The sequence below is a fragment of the Amycolatopsis sp. NPDC003676 genome, assembly GCF_053587275.1.
Genome location: NZ_JBSFNS010000074.1, coordinates 26,978 through 42,125 on the forward strand (window position 1 = coordinate 26,978; position 15,148 = coordinate 42,125).

Annotated in this window: 11 protein-coding genes and 2 rRNA genes; 2 read left to right on the forward strand and 11 right to left on the reverse strand. The window is 69.0% G+C overall.

Annotated features, from left to right (window positions below; genetic code table 11):
• Positions 1–107: 107 nt before the first annotated feature.
• The 4 genes from ACWDNU_RS31670 to ACWDNU_RS31685 all read right to left on the reverse strand — a co-directional run bounded on the left by ACWDNU_RS31670 (position 108) and on the right by ACWDNU_RS31685 (position 7,340).
• Entirely contained in the window at positions 108–2,963 is a 2,856-nt protein-coding gene (locus tag ACWDNU_RS31670) for a helix-turn-helix transcriptional regulator (protein ID WP_449671576.1), read from the reverse strand.
• An 807-nt stretch (positions 2,964–3,770) separates the two neighbouring features.
• A complete protein-coding gene (locus ACWDNU_RS31675; RefSeq protein WP_449671577.1) occupies positions 3,771–5,942 on the reverse strand; it encodes a xanthine dehydrogenase family protein molybdopterin-binding subunit in 2,172 nt (723 codons plus the stop codon).
• On the reverse strand, positions 5,939–6,901 hold the full coding sequence (locus ACWDNU_RS31680) for an FAD binding domain-containing protein (RefSeq protein ID WP_449671578.1): 963 nt from the start codon (positions 6,899–6,901) through the stop codon (positions 5,939–5,941). Before ACWDNU_RS31680 ends, ACWDNU_RS31675 begins: the two co-directional genes overlap by 4 nt.
• On the reverse strand, positions 6,888–7,340 hold the full coding sequence (locus ACWDNU_RS31685) for a (2Fe-2S)-binding protein (RefSeq protein WP_449671579.1): 453 nt from the start codon (positions 7,338–7,340) through the stop codon (positions 6,888–6,890). The genes ACWDNU_RS31680 and ACWDNU_RS31685 overlap by 14 nt, the downstream gene beginning before the upstream one ends.
• 229 nt (positions 7,341–7,569) lie before the next feature.
• Between ACWDNU_RS31685 and ACWDNU_RS31690 the strand changes: the two genes are divergently transcribed.
• The gene (locus tag ACWDNU_RS31690) at positions 7,570–8,121 is read left to right on the forward strand and encodes a TetR/AcrR family transcriptional regulator (RefSeq protein WP_370940149.1); all 552 of its coding nucleotides are present in this window, start codon (positions 7,570–7,572) and stop codon (positions 8,119–8,121) included.
• Positions 8,122–8,220: 99 nt separating this feature from the next.
• Here the strand turns inward: ACWDNU_RS31690 and ACWDNU_RS31695 are convergent, their stop codons facing one another.
• The 5 genes from ACWDNU_RS31695 to ACWDNU_RS31715 all read right to left on the reverse strand — a co-directional run bounded on the left by ACWDNU_RS31695 (position 8,221) and on the right by ACWDNU_RS31715 (position 14,056).
• Positions 8,221–8,649 (reverse strand): acyl-CoA thioesterase, encoded by a 429-nt coding sequence (locus ACWDNU_RS31695; RefSeq protein WP_449671580.1) that lies wholly within the window; start codon positions 8,647–8,649, stop codon positions 8,221–8,223.
• Positions 8,650–8,659: 10 nt separating this feature from the next.
• On the reverse strand, positions 8,660–11,635 hold the full coding sequence (locus ACWDNU_RS31700; RefSeq protein ID WP_449671581.1) for a bifunctional [glutamine synthetase] adenylyltransferase/[glutamine synthetase]-adenylyl-L-tyrosine phosphorylase: 2,976 nt from the start codon (positions 11,633–11,635) through the stop codon (positions 8,660–8,662).
• 30 nt (positions 11,636–11,665) lie between these two features.
• Positions 11,666–12,796, reverse strand: coding sequence for an anion permease (locus ACWDNU_RS31705; RefSeq protein WP_449671582.1), 1,131 nt, complete (start codon positions 12,794–12,796; stop codon positions 11,666–11,668).
• A gap of 94 nt (positions 12,797–12,890) precedes the next feature.
• The gene (locus tag ACWDNU_RS31710; RefSeq protein WP_449671583.1) at positions 12,891–13,640 is read right to left on the reverse strand and encodes a type 1 glutamine amidotransferase; all 750 of its coding nucleotides are present in this window, start codon (positions 13,638–13,640) and stop codon (positions 12,891–12,893) included.
• Positions 13,637–14,056, reverse strand: a complete 420-nt coding sequence (locus tag ACWDNU_RS31715; protein WP_370940154.1) for a rhodanese-like domain-containing protein — start codon at positions 14,054–14,056, stop codon at positions 13,637–13,639. The genes ACWDNU_RS31710 and ACWDNU_RS31715 overlap by 4 nt, the downstream gene beginning before the upstream one ends.
• A 126-nt stretch (positions 14,057–14,182) precedes the next feature.
• Between ACWDNU_RS31715 and ACWDNU_RS31720 the strand changes: the two genes are divergently transcribed.
• Positions 14,183–14,620 carry an Lrp/AsnC family transcriptional regulator gene (locus ACWDNU_RS31720; RefSeq protein ID WP_449671584.1) on the forward strand — a complete coding sequence of 146 codons (438 nt, stop codon included), beginning with the start codon at positions 14,183–14,185 and terminating at the stop codon, positions 14,618–14,620.
• A gap of 124 nt (positions 14,621–14,744) precedes the next feature.
• Here ACWDNU_RS31720 and rrf read toward each other — a convergent pair.
• Positions 14,745–14,861: ribosomal RNA gene (rrf, locus tag ACWDNU_RS31725) — 5S ribosomal RNA — on the reverse strand.
• Positions 14,862–14,946: 85 nt separating this feature from the next.
• A 23S ribosomal RNA gene (locus ACWDNU_RS31730) occupies positions 14,947–15,148 on the reverse strand; the annotation flags it as partial.

Here is a 15,148-nt window from a genome sequence, read left to right on the forward strand (position 1 = left end):
TGGACCACCCGGGCAGTGTGATCGAGACCCGTCACCGCGACGTCACCGTTCTTCCCAGTGCCGGCCGGTCAATTCGGCATATTCCTTTTCCGGGGCCCTGCCCTCGGTCAGCGAGCGCGCCGGTCGCGAACCCACTGCGCGAGCCGCACCCGGGATTTGAGCCCGAGCTTGCGGTAGACGTTGCGCAGATGCGTCTCCACCGTCCGCTCGCTGAGAAACAGCGCGGAGGCGATGTCCGCGTTCGACAGCCCCTTCCCGACGAGCACGGTGATCTCCGACTCCCGCCGGGTGAGCGGCCCGGACCGCTGCGCCGGAACCGAATGCCCCTGCTTCACGATCCGCTCCGGCCAGGGCGCACTGCCCGCCGCGGTGAACGCCGCCGTCGCCGAAGACGCCACCACCTCCGCTTCCGACGGTTCCAGCAGTTCCGCCAGCTCCAATTCCGCTTGCGCGGCAAGCAGATCCATCCCGAATCCGCGAAGCACGGACGCCGAACCACGCAGCCGGTCGACTGCCTCGGTCGCATTCCCCCGGGCCGCCTCTGCGAATCCCTGCTGGCGGTCGGCCAGCGCGTGCAGGACCGGAGCATTGCTGCCCGCCCCGCGAAGCAGACCGACCACGCGGTCCGCCTCCGCCAGATCTCCCCGCTGCACCGCGGCGTATCCAGCGAAGGACACCCGGAGACAGTTGAGCTGCGTGTCGCCGAACGGCAGCGTGTCGGTCAACGCCGGGGCTTGTGCCGCCACCCCGCGCCGCACCGCCAACGCCGTCGCCGCCAGGTCGAACGCGTCCAGTAGATCGATCTGCGAAGGGTCGTAATGCCTGCGCGCATCCGCCAGGTCCGCCGCCGCCTCATCAAGGTGACCACGTTCAGCACGGACAAACGCCCGTCCCGCAAGGGTTCGCCCCACCAACCGATCCTGCCCGACTCGGCGCGCCTCGGCCACCGCGCTGTCCATTTCAGACAGTGCCGTACGGAGATCGCCGGAGAAGTACCGCGTAGTGGCGAGCATCGTCTGCAGGTAACACGTGGCGGACGGCAGCCATTGCCGGACCGCTGGAGTACTGCTGACGTCCGCGACCCGGATCGCCGTGACGAGGTCACCGCGCAGCGTCGACAAGCCGTTGAGCATCATCCGCGGAGCGAACGCGAGCCGCGGACCTTCGTCGCCGCAGCGAAGCGCAAGCTCCAGCGCACTGCGCAACTCGACGACCGCTGCCTCGACATCACCCGCCAACGCCGCCAGCGCCCCGGCTCCGAGATGCGCGACCGAATGCGCCCCCGGAGTGTCGCTTGTGGACGGAAGCGCGACGAGTTCCCGCGAAATCACCGCCAGTTCCGGGAAATCGCCGTGCCGCAGCGCGATGATCCAATGGACCAGCAACCGCGTCGGCGGATCCGTGTCCGGACGCCGGCCGCTCGCCCTGGCCAGCCCGACCGCCGCCGGAAGGTTCCCGCGCTCGACTTCGAGCAGCGCCTGCAGATGCCGCCACGCCCGTCGGCGCTCGGTGTCCTGGCCCCGCCGCTCGCTGAGCGCGACCGCGTCCTGCAACAGCTCGGCGGCCTCGTCCAACCGGCCACGCCCCTGCTGCAATCTCGCTAAGTCGACAAGCAACGCGGGCACCGCGTCCGGCCGCGCGTCCCGCGCGCGTCGCAACGCGGCCGCGAGGTACTCGGCAGCTTCGTCCAAGTCCCCGACGGTCAACGCCCGAGTGCCCGCCGCGCTGAACGCCTCGATCGCCCGGTCCACCGGAACGCTGTTCCCGCCGGCCGCGTAGTGCGGCGCCGCCGCGACGGTCCGGTCCGCGCGATGCAGCGCCGCCCCGATCGCCGCGTGCAGCGCCCTCCGCTCCCCCAGCAGAAGTTCGTGATAAACCGCCTCTGCGTAAAGAGGATGCGCCACTTGATAATGCGGCTCGACCTCCGACTGGTGTTCGGTGACCAGCCGACGCCCGACCAACCGCCGCAACGCCGCGTGCAGCGCGGACACACTCATCCCGGAGACATCGGCCAGCACCTCCGGCCGCCCGTGCGTCCCGGCGACCGCGACCACCTCCAGCAGCCGCCGGTCCGCCTCGCCGAGCCGGCTGATCTGCTCCCGCACGATGTCCCGGATCACCTCGGGCAGCGGCCCGCACATCCGGCTGGCGACGAGATGCCGGGTCAGCGCGACAACGAACAACGGGAACCCGGACGCCCGCGCCGTGACCGCACGCAGCAACGCCAGCGGCGGCGGAGTGCCGAGGACGTGCTGCACCAGATCGCGCACCGCCTGGTCGGTGAGCGGCGCGAGTTCGAGCAGCCTTCCCGCCTGATGCCGCCGGGTCGCCTCGGCCATCGCGTCGAGCGCCTCGTTGTCGACGCCCGAGCGGAAACACCCGATCACGAGCAGCGGCAGTTCCTCCGCGTTGCGCCCGAGATAGTGCAGCAGTTCGATGGTCCCCCGATCAGCGCAATGCAGATCGTCGACGACGAGCAGCACCGGGCTGCCGACGGTGAGCTGCCGGGTCGCCGCGAGCACCGCCTCGCACATCCGGGTGCGCTGCAGTCCCGGATCCCCGGATTCGGGCGAAACCGGACGCAGATCGGGGAACAATGCGCCGAGATTACCGGGCTCCGGAGAAAAACCGGCGGATTCACTCAGATGGCCGCGGAAAGCCTGGACGATCGGCGCGTACGAAAGGCCCGACAACAACGGGTCCGCGCGTCCCTCGACAATCGCGAATCCCTTGCCGCGAGCCGCCCCGATCGCCTCCGCGGCCAGCCGGGACTTGCCGATCCCAGGCTGCCCGCAGACGAGAGCAGCGCCTCCTTTTCCCCGGCCCGCGGCGGCGATCGCCCCTGCCAGCACAGCGAATTCGGCGTCCCGGCCGATCAGCGGAACGCCCGGTTCGGATCCGCGATACGAGCCGACCCCGCCTCTTCGCGGCAGGTCCGCACTCCCGGCCGGTGCTGCGTCCATTCGCCAGCCTCCCCGAACAAGTGCCCACGAAACCATACCGCCCGGGAGCGGAAGCACGAGCGAATTTCTCGCGAGGGGAAAATGGCGAGCAGAATCTGGCCGCTGACCTGCGGAGGACGCATCAAGACCGCTCGGGTCAGACCGGCGGGGCACAGCTGAGGACAATTTTCCGGATGTGGGCAATGGGGTGAATGGGGCCGAGGAGCAGTTCCGGTGGTGGTTCGTGGCGTCGTGCTGAAACGGGAGGCGCGTCGCTTTGGCCGGGTTCCGCTGCGCCAGGAGAATCGCGGCTTCATCGACTTCGTGGCCCGGTGCCGTGCCTTCAGTGCTGCTCTACGACCGACCTCGCACGCGCTCCGGAATGCGCTGCCCGACGTTCCGGGCACGCCCGCGCGAGCTACTTGCCGCCGCTCTGGGTCTGACTTCGGCGCGCTGCCCGCTCACAGCTCAGGTTTCAGCGCGCCCGCCAACACTCCCCGGCCACAGCCCCGGGCCCCCACGCAACGCTTCCGCGCGTGACCCGGCCTCGCCGTCGAAGTTCCCCAGCACGCCGCCCTCCGGCGCAGCGCCGCCGCGCTCCGGGTTCGCCCGCTCTCCCGCCGCCGCGCTCGGGAGTTCGCCGGTGCACGAGGCTCCAGCGCACTACCGGCCCGCCACTCCGAGCCCCGCCGCGCGGCACTCCGGCGCATCACACCCAGCTCGACTCGCTGGCTGCCCGCCGTCCGACATTCCAGCGTGCAACCCGCAGCACTCCCCCAGACCAACCCGGATAAGGGGGCGCCCGAACCCGGACGCCCCCACCCGGGGTCACTCCACCAGCAGATCCTCAATCATGATCGGAATGCTCCGCACCCGGATGCCGGTCGCGTTGCACACCGCGTTCGCCACCGCGGCCGCCATGCCCACCGCGCCGATTTCGCCTACTCCGCGGGCTCCGACGGCGTTGTGCAGCGTGTCCGGGTATTCGACGAACTGCACGTCGATCTCCGGGATGTCGGCGTTGACCGGCAGCAGGTAGCTCGCGAAGTCAGCGTTCGCGAAACGTCCGCTCGGCTCCACTTCCAGCCCCTCGTGCAGAGCCGCGGACACGCCCCAGATCATGCCGCCGGACAGCTGGCTCCTCGCCTGCGTCGGGTTGATGATCCGGCCGCCGTCGAAGACGCCCAGCATCCTCGACACCCGGACTTCCCGGGTCAGCCGGTGCACCCGGACCTCGCAGAACTGCGCGCCGAAGGAGCTGAACGAATGCTTCGTCATCTCCTCGCCCGGCGCGGAGGAACCCTTGGCGGACAAGGATTCCCGGCCGATCGCGCGCAGCAGTTCACCGAACGGCATGGTGCCGCGGTTGCCGTGCAGCAGGCCCTCGGCGTACGTGACCACCTCGCCCTCGAACGGCGCGCCCGGTTCGGCGGCGAGCGCCACCAGTTCGTCGAGCAACTCGGTGGCCGCGAGCATGATCGCGGTGCCGGTGCTCGCCGTGGCGGTCGAGCCGCCGGACATGCCGCCCGGCGCGTACCGCGAGTCGCCCAGGTGCGGGGTGACGCGTTCCGGGTCGATGTCGAGGGATTCGGCCCCGATCGTGGCCAGCACGGTGAGCAGCCCGGTGCCCGGGTCCGCGCCGCTCGTGGACACGTCCGCGGTCTCGTCCGCGTTGAGCGTGATCTCGACCGTCGCCGGGAACCGCAGGCCCGGGAACATCGCGGTCGCCGTGCCCATGCCGACGAGCCAGTCCCCGTCGACGTGCCCGCGCGGCGATCGGTTCGCCCAGCCGAACCGCTGCGCCCCGATCTCGTAGCACTCGTCGAGGTGCTTGCTCGACCACTGCAAATCGACCCCGGGAGGAGCGAGCGAACTGTTGCGCCTGCGCAGTTCGATCGGATCCATCTCGAGCGCGATCGCCAGTTCGTCAACAGCGCTTTCCAGCGCGAACGACCCCGACGCCTCTCCCGGCGCACGCATGAACGTGCCCGGCGGGATGTGCAGCGGAACCATCTTCTGGCTGATCGACAGGTTCTGCGTCGCGTACCACTCGCGCGAGGTGCCGTGCGACGTCGGCTCCACAAAGGACCGGCTCATCGACGTGGCCGACCAGGAATCGTGCTGCACCGCGATCAACGTGCCGTCGCGGTCCGCGCCCAGTGCGACCTTCTGCACCGTGGCCGGCCGGTTCGCGGTCGCCGTGAACACCTGCTCGCGGGTGAGCGCGCACTTGACCGGACGGTCCAGCACCTTGGCGGCCGCCGCGGCCAGCATCGCCGGAGCCGAGGTGCCCGCCTTGCCGCCGAACGCCCCGCCCACATACGGGTTCACCGCGTGGATGGCCGACGGCTCGATGCCCAGCACCCCGGCCATTTCCATGGCCTGCAGGTGACTGGCCTGGTTTCCGCTGTAGAGGGCGAGTTCGCCGCCGTCCCACTTCGCGACCGCCGAATGCGGTTCCATCGCCGCGTGGTTCTGCGTCGCGGTGCGGTACGTCTGCGACACGACGACCGGGCTCTGCGCCAGCGCGTCCACAATGGACTCGACACCGTCGGCGAGCACCTCGATCGACGGCGCGGCACCCCGGCTCTCCGGCGCGTCCTCCGCGGTCGCGAGCCCGTCTTCCATCGACGTCTGCGCGGGCTTCTCCTGATACGAGACCTCGATCAGCCCCGCCGCGTCCCGCGCCTGCTCGAACGTCTCCGCGACGACCAGCCCGATCGGCTGTCCGTAGAACACGACGTCCCGGTCGTGCAGCGGCAGCCACACGTCGCCCATCAGCTGCGACTTGAACGGATGCAGCTCGAGCGGGTCGAACGGGCTGTAGACGCTGACGACCCCGGGCGCGCCTTTCGCCGCGGTCACGTCCATCGCGGTGATCTCGCCGTGCGCGATCGTGCTGAGCACGATGTAGCCGTACAGCATGCCCGGGAAAGTGCGGTCCAGCGCGTAATCGGCCTGGCCGGTGACTTTCCGCGGACCGTCCAGCCGCGCAGTCATGCCCGGCTCCCTTCGGTCAGTTCGAGCAGCGCGCGGACGATCGTCCGCTTCAGCAGCGAAGGTTTGAACACGTTGCCGGACAACGGCTTTGCCCCCTCGACAGCCACCACGGCGGCCGCGGCGAAGGCTTCTTCGGTGAGCTCCGCGCCGCGCAGCGCCTCTTCCACGGCGGGCAGCCGCCACGGCACCGTCCCGACCCCGCCCGCCGCCACGCGGGCGTCGGCGATCTTCCCGTCGCGCACGTCGAGCGCGACCGCCGCCGAGCACAGCGCGAACTCGTACGACTGCCGGTCGCGGATCTTGACGTACGTGGAGTTCTCCGCCCAGTCGAGCCGCGGCACGCGCACCTCGGTGATCAGCTCGCCGGGACGCAGGTCGTGCTCGATTTCCGGGGTGTCGCCCGGTTCGCGGTAGAACTCGGTGAGCGCGACCGTGCGGGTGCCCTCGGCGCTGGCCAGCACGACCTCCGCGTCGAGCGCGACCAATGCGACCGCGACGTCGCTGGCGTGGGTGGCCACGCAGGAGTCGCTGGTGCCGAGGATCGCGTGCATCCGGTTGACGCCGGAAATCGCCGAACAGCCGCTGCCTGGCGAACGCCGGTTGCACGGCATCGCGACGTCACGGAAGTACGAGCACCGCGTGCGCTGCATCAGGTTTCCGCCGATGCTGGCCATGTTCCGCAGCTGCTGCGACGCGCTGAGCAGCAGCGCGCGCGAGATCGCCGGGTACACGCCGGGATGCGCGGCGATGTCGCCCATCCGCTCCAGCGCGCCGAACCGCAGGCCGTCGGCGGTGTCGATGCCCCGCAGCGGCAGGTCGTTGATGTCCAGCACCTGCTGCGGGGTGAGGACGTCGAGCTTCATGAGGTCGACCAAAGTGGTGCCGCCGGCCAGGTAGGTGCCCGCGCTGCCCAGCGCGTCCTCGACCGTGGCGGGTGCGGTGAGCTCAAACGGTCGCATCGGCCTGCCTCGCCTGCTCCACGGCGCGCACGATGTTCGGATAAGCCGAACAGCGGCACAGATTTCCGGACATGAACTCGCGGACGTCGGACACGTCGTCGCGCACCGCGGCGACCGCGGACATCACCTGGCCGGGCGTGCAGAACCCGCACTGCAGCGCGTCCTGGTCCACGAACGCCTGCTGCACCGGATGCAGTTCGTCCTCAGTGGACAGTCCTTCGACGGTGGTGACGGGACCGCGCACGGTGGCCGCCAGGGTGAGGCAGGACAGCACCGGCTTGCCGTCGACGTGCACGGTGCACGCGCCGCACTGACCGCGGTCGCAGCCCTTCTTCGGGCCGGTGACGCCGAGCCGCTCGCGCAGCGCGTCCAGGAGGGTCACTCCCGGCTCGACGCCGAGCTCCTCGGTTCTTCCATTGACTTCAAGGGAAATGTCCACAGTAGGGTTCGCTTTCCCGCAGCCCGTCCGCGGCGGACGTCTGCGGCGTGATGGTGGTGGTGACGGCCCTTCGGGAACACGAGCCGCCGGGGTAAACCGGATATTCATCCGCTTGGCTCGCTTTGAACGAGGCTAGCGGATTAGAATCCGGTACGCAACGAAGTGGAGCTACTCCAGGTGCGGCTGGAGCAGCTCCAGGTCAGACAAGCGAAACAACGCGGGAGGCGCGATGCCGGTGAGCCCGCGGCGGGCGGACACCCGGCGCAACCACGAACGGATCCTCGCGGTGGCGGCGGAAACCGTGAGCCGGGCAGGAGACGTGTCGTTCAACGCGGTCGCCAAGGAAGCGGGCGTCGGCGTCGGCACGGTGTACCGGCACTTCCCCACGCCGGAGTCGCTGGTGCTGGCCGTCTACGAGCGCGAGGTGAACCAGCTCGTCGAGATCGTGCCCGAATTACTCGCCAAACATTCCCCCGATCAGGCGCTGCGCGTCTGGATCGTGGACCACCTGGCGCACTACATGATGACGAAACGCGGGCTGGCCAACGCGTTGCGCGCGTCGCAAAGCGAACTGCCGACGCAGGCGTACGTGCGGATGCTCGCCGCGCTGGACACCCTGCGGAAGGCGAACGCGGAAGCGGGCACGATCCGGCCGGACCTGAAGACGGAAACCCTGATGCGCGGCCTTGGCGGGCTGTTTTTCCTTACTCCGGAAGGAGATTGGAAAGCCGAGACCGAAGGAGTGGTCGACCTGGTGTGGCACGGAATGCGGCTGGACTGACCGCAAGCCGCAACTTCAAGTACGTGAGGGGAACCCTGAGGGAATCTGATTCCCTCAGGGTTCCCCTCACGTACCCGCAAACTCGCACCCGCCGCAGCTTCACTCCGAAGTGGACAACACCTTCAAATCAACCCCGGCCCGCTCGAAATGTCCCCGCGGATCCGGCACCAGCTTGCGTTTCTCCAGATCCATCAGCCCCAGCGTGCACTTGATCTCCGCCGACAGCGTCCCGTCCAGCTTGATGATCCGCGAGGTCATCCAGAACACCTTGCCGTCGCCGAACGACGCGTCGCAGGTCACGTCCACCACGTCCCCAGCGCGCAGCTCTCGCCGGTAGACGATGTTCGATTCGAGCAGCACCGGCGCGAGGTGCGATTCGCGCAAATTCGCGTCGCCGGCCGCCTCGAAGACTTCCAGCCGGGAAACCTCGCCGTACGAGTGGTACACGGCGTGGTTCAGGTGGCCCAGCGTGTCGAGTTCGTAGTGGCGCACCTTGATCCGGGTGCGGAACGGTTCGCGGTCAGTCACGCGGCCCACGTTAGTTGTCGTAGAAAAGTTCCTCGACCACCGCGTGCGCGTGCCTCGTCACACGGCGGTAGGCGTCGAGGAACTCGCCGGGGTCGTCGTCCACCGAGTAGCCGAACACGCGAGCCACCGCGGCGAGGTCGCGGCCGGTTCCAGGCACCTCGTCCGCCGCTTTGCCGCGGACCAGCATCGTCGCGTTGCGCACGCGCGTGGCCAGCAGCCAGGCCTCGCGCAACGACTCCACCGACTCCGCAGGAGCGAGGCCCGCTTCGGCCAGGGCGGTCAGCGCGTCGAGGGTCGACGTCGTCCGCAGGCCGGGCACCTCGTGCGCGTGCTGCAACTGCAGAAGCTGGACGGTCCACTCGACGTCGGCGAGACCGCCGCGGCCGAGTTTCGTGTGCCGCGTCGGGTCGGCGCCGCGCGGGAGACGTTCGGTCTCCACCCGGGCCTTGATCCGCCGGATCTCGCGCGCGTCCGTCGGGTCGAGCCCGCCTTCCGGATAGCGCAACGGGTCGATCATCTCGATGAACCGCTGGCCGAGCTCGTCGTCACCGGCGACGAACCGGGCCCGCAGCAACGCCTGCGACTCCCACACCTCGCCCCAGCGCTGGTAGTACGCCCGGTACGACTCCAGCGTCCGCACCAGCGGCCCGCTGCGTCCTTCAGGACGGAGATCGGCGTCGACGATCAGCGCCGGGTCCGCACTCGGCGCGCCGAGGATCTTCCGCACCGTCTCCGCGACCGACGACGCGAACCGCACCGCTTCGGCGTCCGTCACGCCCTCGGCAGGCTCGCAGACGAAGAGAACGTCGGCGTCCGAGCCGTAGCCCAGTTCCGCGCCGCCGAGCCGCCCCATGCCGATGACCGCGATCGTCGCCGGAGTACGTCCCAGCTCGGCCTGCCGTTGCCGGTAAGCCGCCGACAACGCGCCCTGCAGCACCGCCACCCACACGCTCGACAGCGCCTCGCAGACCGACGGAACATCCAGCAGTCCCAACAAATCCGCGCACGCGACACGCAGCAGCTCATGCCGCCGCAGGGACCGGGCAGCAGTGACGGCTGCGCTCAACCCGGGCTGACGACGCACGGCAGCCCGCAGGGAAGTCGCCACCTCAGCCGGAGTGCGGCCGGTCAGCCGAGCCGGATCTCCCAGCAGCTGAAGCACTTCCGGCGCGCGGACGAGGAGGTCCGGCACCAAGTTCGACGTGCCGAGCAGGAAGGCCAGCCGCTCGACGACAGTGCCCTCGTCCCGCAGCACCCGCAGGTACCAAGGCGTGTCCTGCAACGCCTCGGACACCTTGCGATACGACAGCAGACCGCCGTCCGGATCCGGCGTATCGGCCAGGCAGTCGAGCAACACCGGAAGCAGCGCCTGCTGAATCGCCGCGCGCCGCGACACCCCCGAGGTCAGTGCCTTGATGTGCTGCAGCGCGCCCTCCGGCGCGGCGTACCCGAGCGCGGCGAGCCTGCTGGCGGCCTGTTTCGTGGTGAGCCGCAACGCTTCCGTCGGCACATTCGCGACCGACTGCAGCAACGGACGGTAGAAGACCTTCTCGTGCAGCCGCCGAATCCCCTGCGCGTGGCGACGGAACTCGGCCAGCAGAGCCTCGCCTTGACTGCGTCCGCGAACCGGCCGGATCCCACAGGCACGCGCGAGAATCCGCAGCTCATCGGTGTCCGACGCGGCGGGGAACAGGTGCGTCCGCCGCAATCGGCGCAACTGCAGCCGGTGCTCGACGGTGCGCAGGAACTCGTACGACGAACTCATCTCCGCCGCGTCCGCACGGCCGACGTACCCGCCGTCGCCAAGCGCGGCCAAGGCCTCCAAAGTGGACGGCGAGCGCAGCGCGGGATCCACCCGGCCGTGCACGAGTTGCAGCAGCTGCACCGCGAACTCGACATCCCGCAGCCCGCCGCGGCCCAGCTTCAGCTCGCGTTCGAGATGCTCCGACGCGACGTGGTCCTCCACCCGCCGGCGCATCTGCTGGACCTCGGTGACGAAGTTGTCCCGGTCCGCGGCCGACCACACCATCGGCGCGACCATCTCCGCGTACTGCCGGCCCAGCTCGGCGTCCCCCGCCACCGGACGCGCCTTCAGCAAAGCCTGGAACTCCCAGGTCTTCGCCCATTTCTGGTAGTACGCCGTGTGCCCTTCGAGCGTCCGCACCAGCGCGCCGCTCTTGCCTTCCGGCCGCAACGCCGCGTCGACCTCGAAGCACGCGTTGCCGACCAGCCGCATCATCGTGCTGGCCAGCCGGGTCGCGACGCCGAGGTCAGCGGCCCCGACGAAGATGACGTCGACGTCGCTCACGTAGTTCAGCTCGCGACCGCCGGTCTTGCCCATCGCGATCACCGCGAGCGTGCCTTCGGCGGACGCCCCGACCTCCTGCTCGGCCACCACGAGCCCGGCCTGCAACGACGCTTCGGCAAGAGTGGTCAGCTCGCTGGCGATGTCGCGGAACTGCGGATGTTCCAGCCCCGGCTCCACGAGGTGGCCGAGGTCAGCGGCGGCGATGCCGAGCAGCAGCCCGCGGTATCCGGCTCGCAGCTCGTGTTCGGCAGCGGTTCCGGTGACGTACGTTCCGTCGTCCTGCCGCACTCGCTCAAGCAGGCGTTCCGCGAACTTCGCCGGATCGGTGCAGCGGTTGTCCGCGAGGCAACGCCACTCACCGGGATTGGCGACCAGGAAGTCCGCCAACGCGGTGGAGGTGCCGAGCACGCCCAGGAGCCGTCCGCGGAACGTGCGGTTCTCTCGGAGCGTGCTGTCCAGCTCAGGCCAGCCAGGTTCGTCGGCCTCGCGGATGCGGTCGAGACCGGCCAGCGCGAGGTCGGGATCTGCGGCGCGAGACAGGGCGAGGAGGACGTCCGTGGCACCGTCGGCGGGTCCGCCTTCGGTCCACCAGCCCGCTGCGCGCAGCTGACCGTCGGCCCGGGTGTCAGTGAAGCCGTACCTGGCCGCCGAAGCTGTGGTCCGCGCGCGCTCTGCCATCGCTCACACCGTAGCCGGACACGGGGTGGTTCAGGCAGCCAGGCGGTCCGGTTCGGTATCGGCGGCGGACGGTTCGGGGACCTGGAAGCTGTGCGCGGTGACGGGTTTGCGCCGCGACAGGAGGTAAATCCCGGCTGCGAAGAGAATCCCGGCGACGCCGACCGCGATGGTCCCGGCCTCGCCCAGCGACGCGATCTTGCCCGCCGCCGCACCCACGATAGCCGCGGCAGGCAGCGTGAACAGCCAAGCGACGACCATCCGGCCCGCCATCCGCCAGCGCACCGGAGCCTCGCGACGGCCGACGCCGGAGCCGACGATGCCGCCCGAGCACACGTGCGTGGTCGACAGCGGGAAACCGAGGTGCGAGGACAGCAGGATCACGACCGCACTGCTGGTCTGCGCGGAAAAACCCTGCGGACCTTCGATGTCAGTGAGGCCCTTGCCGAGCGTGTGGGTGATCCGCCAGCCGCCGAGGTACGTGCCCAGCGCGAGCGCGGACGCGGCGCTGATGATCACCCAGACGGGCGGAGCGGACCCGGCAGGGAGACTGCCGGCCGCCACGAGCGTCAGGGTGATGACGCCCATCGTCTTCTGCGCGTCGTTGGTGCCGTGCGCGAGCGAGACGAGAGACGCGGAGATGATCTGCCCAACTCGGAATCCGCGCCCGCCGCGCTTGCGGACCAGGAACCGGTAGACAAGGAAGGTGACTGCGGCCGCCGCCACTCCCGCGATGATCGGCGACGCGGCGGCCGGAACGAGCACCTTGTCGACGATCTTGGCGAAGTGCACGGAATCCGCGCCCGCGGACACCCAGGTCGCGCCGATCAGGCCGCCGAACAGGGCGTGCGACGAACTCGACGGCAGGCCGACGTACCAGGTGAAGAGGTTCCAGACGATCGCCCCGATGAGCCCGCCGAACACGATGGCGGGCCCGATCCTCGTCTCGTCGACCAGACCGCTGGAAATCGTTTTCGCGACCTCGACCGACAGGAACGCGCCTGCCAGGTTCAAGACCGCGGAGATCGCGACGGCGACGCGGGGCCGGAGTGCTCCGGTGGCGATCGAGGTCGCCATCGCGTTCGCCGTGTCGTGGAAGCCGTTGGTGAAATCGAAAACCAGCGCCGTGCAGATCACGACGACGACGAGCAGCGAGGGGTCCACCCCGACCTCCGAACCCTACGGAAATACCTCTCGCAAGGTACCTGACCGTTTGGGTGAACCGTTAACTCGCCGTAAGTGATCCCGACGTCATCCGTTAAGCCAACGGCAACTGGCGTTGACTTTCCGGAGCCGCCTGGAGCTGACCGGCGGCCAACTGGACGAACCGGCGCGCGAACGGACGCCACGTCTCGGCGATTTCCGCGTGCGCAGAGATCAGGCTCTCGCGCTCGAGCGCGCCCGGACGGGTGAGTTCCGCCATTTCCGGCTCCGCCTCGGCCCAGGCGAGGACGACGTCCGGCGTGGTCTCGATGTGGAACTGGACACCGTAGACACAACGGTTCATCCGGTAGGCCTGGTTCGCGTACTTCGGCGTGGACGCAAGCAGCTCGGCACTCGGCGGCAGAACCGTGATGACGTCGCGGTGGAACTGCAGGACATCCGGGAGGAACGGCATGTCCGCGAACAACGGATCGATCCACGCGGCGTCCTTCTTGGACACCAGCCCCGGTCCGACCTCGGGACCGGCCTCGCCCTTCGCGACCTGCCCACCGGTCGCGACGGCGAGCAGCTGCGCGCCGAGACAGATCGCGAGCGTCGGCACGGCCTTCCCCGCTGCGGCGGCGAGCAGCTTCCGGACCTCGATAAGCCAGGAGTGCTTGGTGTCGTCGAGCGCGCCCATGCCGCCGCCGAGGCAGATCAGCCCGGCGTAGCCGTCGAGACTCGCGGGCAGGTCCTGCTCCGGCGGCAGCCGCACGTCGAGCTCAGCGCCCGCCTCGGTGAGCCACTCCCCGAGCGGGCCGAGCGGGTCAGTGGCATCGGGCTGGATGATGAGCAGACGAGTCACGCCGTCCAGGGTACGGCCATGCCAGCCTCGGTCGGATAGCCGTGGGCGAGCCAGGTCGTAATTCCGCCGGAGAGCCGTTTCACCGTGAAGCCGAGCTGCGCGAGCCGGTACGCGCCCTGGGTAGCGGCGTTGCAGTAGATGCTTTCGCAATAGCAGACGTAGACGAGGCTCCGGTCGAGGTCGCGGGTGCTTTCCTCGGTCATTTCCCGGTACGGCAAGCAAATCGCGCCCGGCAGGTGCGCTTCGGCATACGCGCCGGGGCTGCGGGTCTCGACGAGGACGTAGCCGTCGGTGCGTCCGTCCGCGAGGTCCAGGGCGAGATCGACCGGGTCGACCTCGAAGGCGAGTTCGCGCCCGAAGTACTCGACGGCGTTGGCAGGAGCTTCGATGGGCAGGCTGAGGATGCGAGGTTTCACGCTGTTGATCCTCCCGTTCCGGGCCTGGTGGGAGACAGAGGAAGATCCAGGTGTTCGGCCGTCTTCACCAGGGTTTTCCGGGTCTGGACGGCAGTTAGCCTGGAGTCTGGGAAAGGGGTGCTGCGAGTGGAACTGGACGACGTCGACCGGCGCCTGCTGGAGCTGCTCCAGTCCGACGGCCGCCTGACGTTCTCAGAACTCGGCCGCCGGGTGTCGCTGTCCGCGCCGACCGTGACGGAACGGGTGCGCCGGCTGGAACAGCGCGGGGTGATCACCGGCTACGGCGCGCGGGTCGATCCAGAGAAGCTGGGCCGTCCGATCCAGGCGATGGTCCGGGTCCGAGTCCGCAGCCTGGACGGCCCGCGGTTCCGCGAGACGATCCTCCCGCTGCCGGAAATCACCGACGCCGACCACGTCACCGGAGACGAGTGCTGGCTGCTCCGGGTGCACTGCCGCACGACGGCGGAGCTGGAGCAGTTCGTGGAGCGAGCCCAGCGCTACGGCGAGACGACGACCTCGCTGGTGTTCTCTTCTCCCGTTCGGAGCCGCGGGCTGCCGCTGTGACCTGGATATGACGAAGGCCCGGACCTCGCCTGAGGTCCGGGCCTTGTCGCTTGGGTCGGAAACGAGTCTGGGCCCCGGGAAAACCTTCTCAGGTTCTCGACCGGGGCCCAGACTGTTTGGTTAAGTTCGGCGGTGTCCTACTCTCCCACAACCCTTCGGTTGCAGTACCATCGGCGCAGTCAGGCTTAGCTTCCGGGTTCGGAATGGGACCGGGCGTTTCCCTGACGCTAAAACCACCGAAACACTCCGAAACAACACACACCCTGTCACAGTCGTGACAGCCGGTGTGGTGTTTCAGAACCGTAGAGTGGATGCGTAACATCTTTGTGGGCAAGTCCTCGGCCTATTAGTACCAGTCAACTCGACAACACATTACTGTGCTTCCATTTCTGGCCTATCAACCCAATCGTCTCTTGGGGGCCTTAACCCACATGGGGTGGGATACCTCATCTTGGAACAGGCTTCCCGCTTAGATGCCTTCAGCGGTTATCCCTTCCGAACATAGCCAACCAGCCATGCCACTGGCGT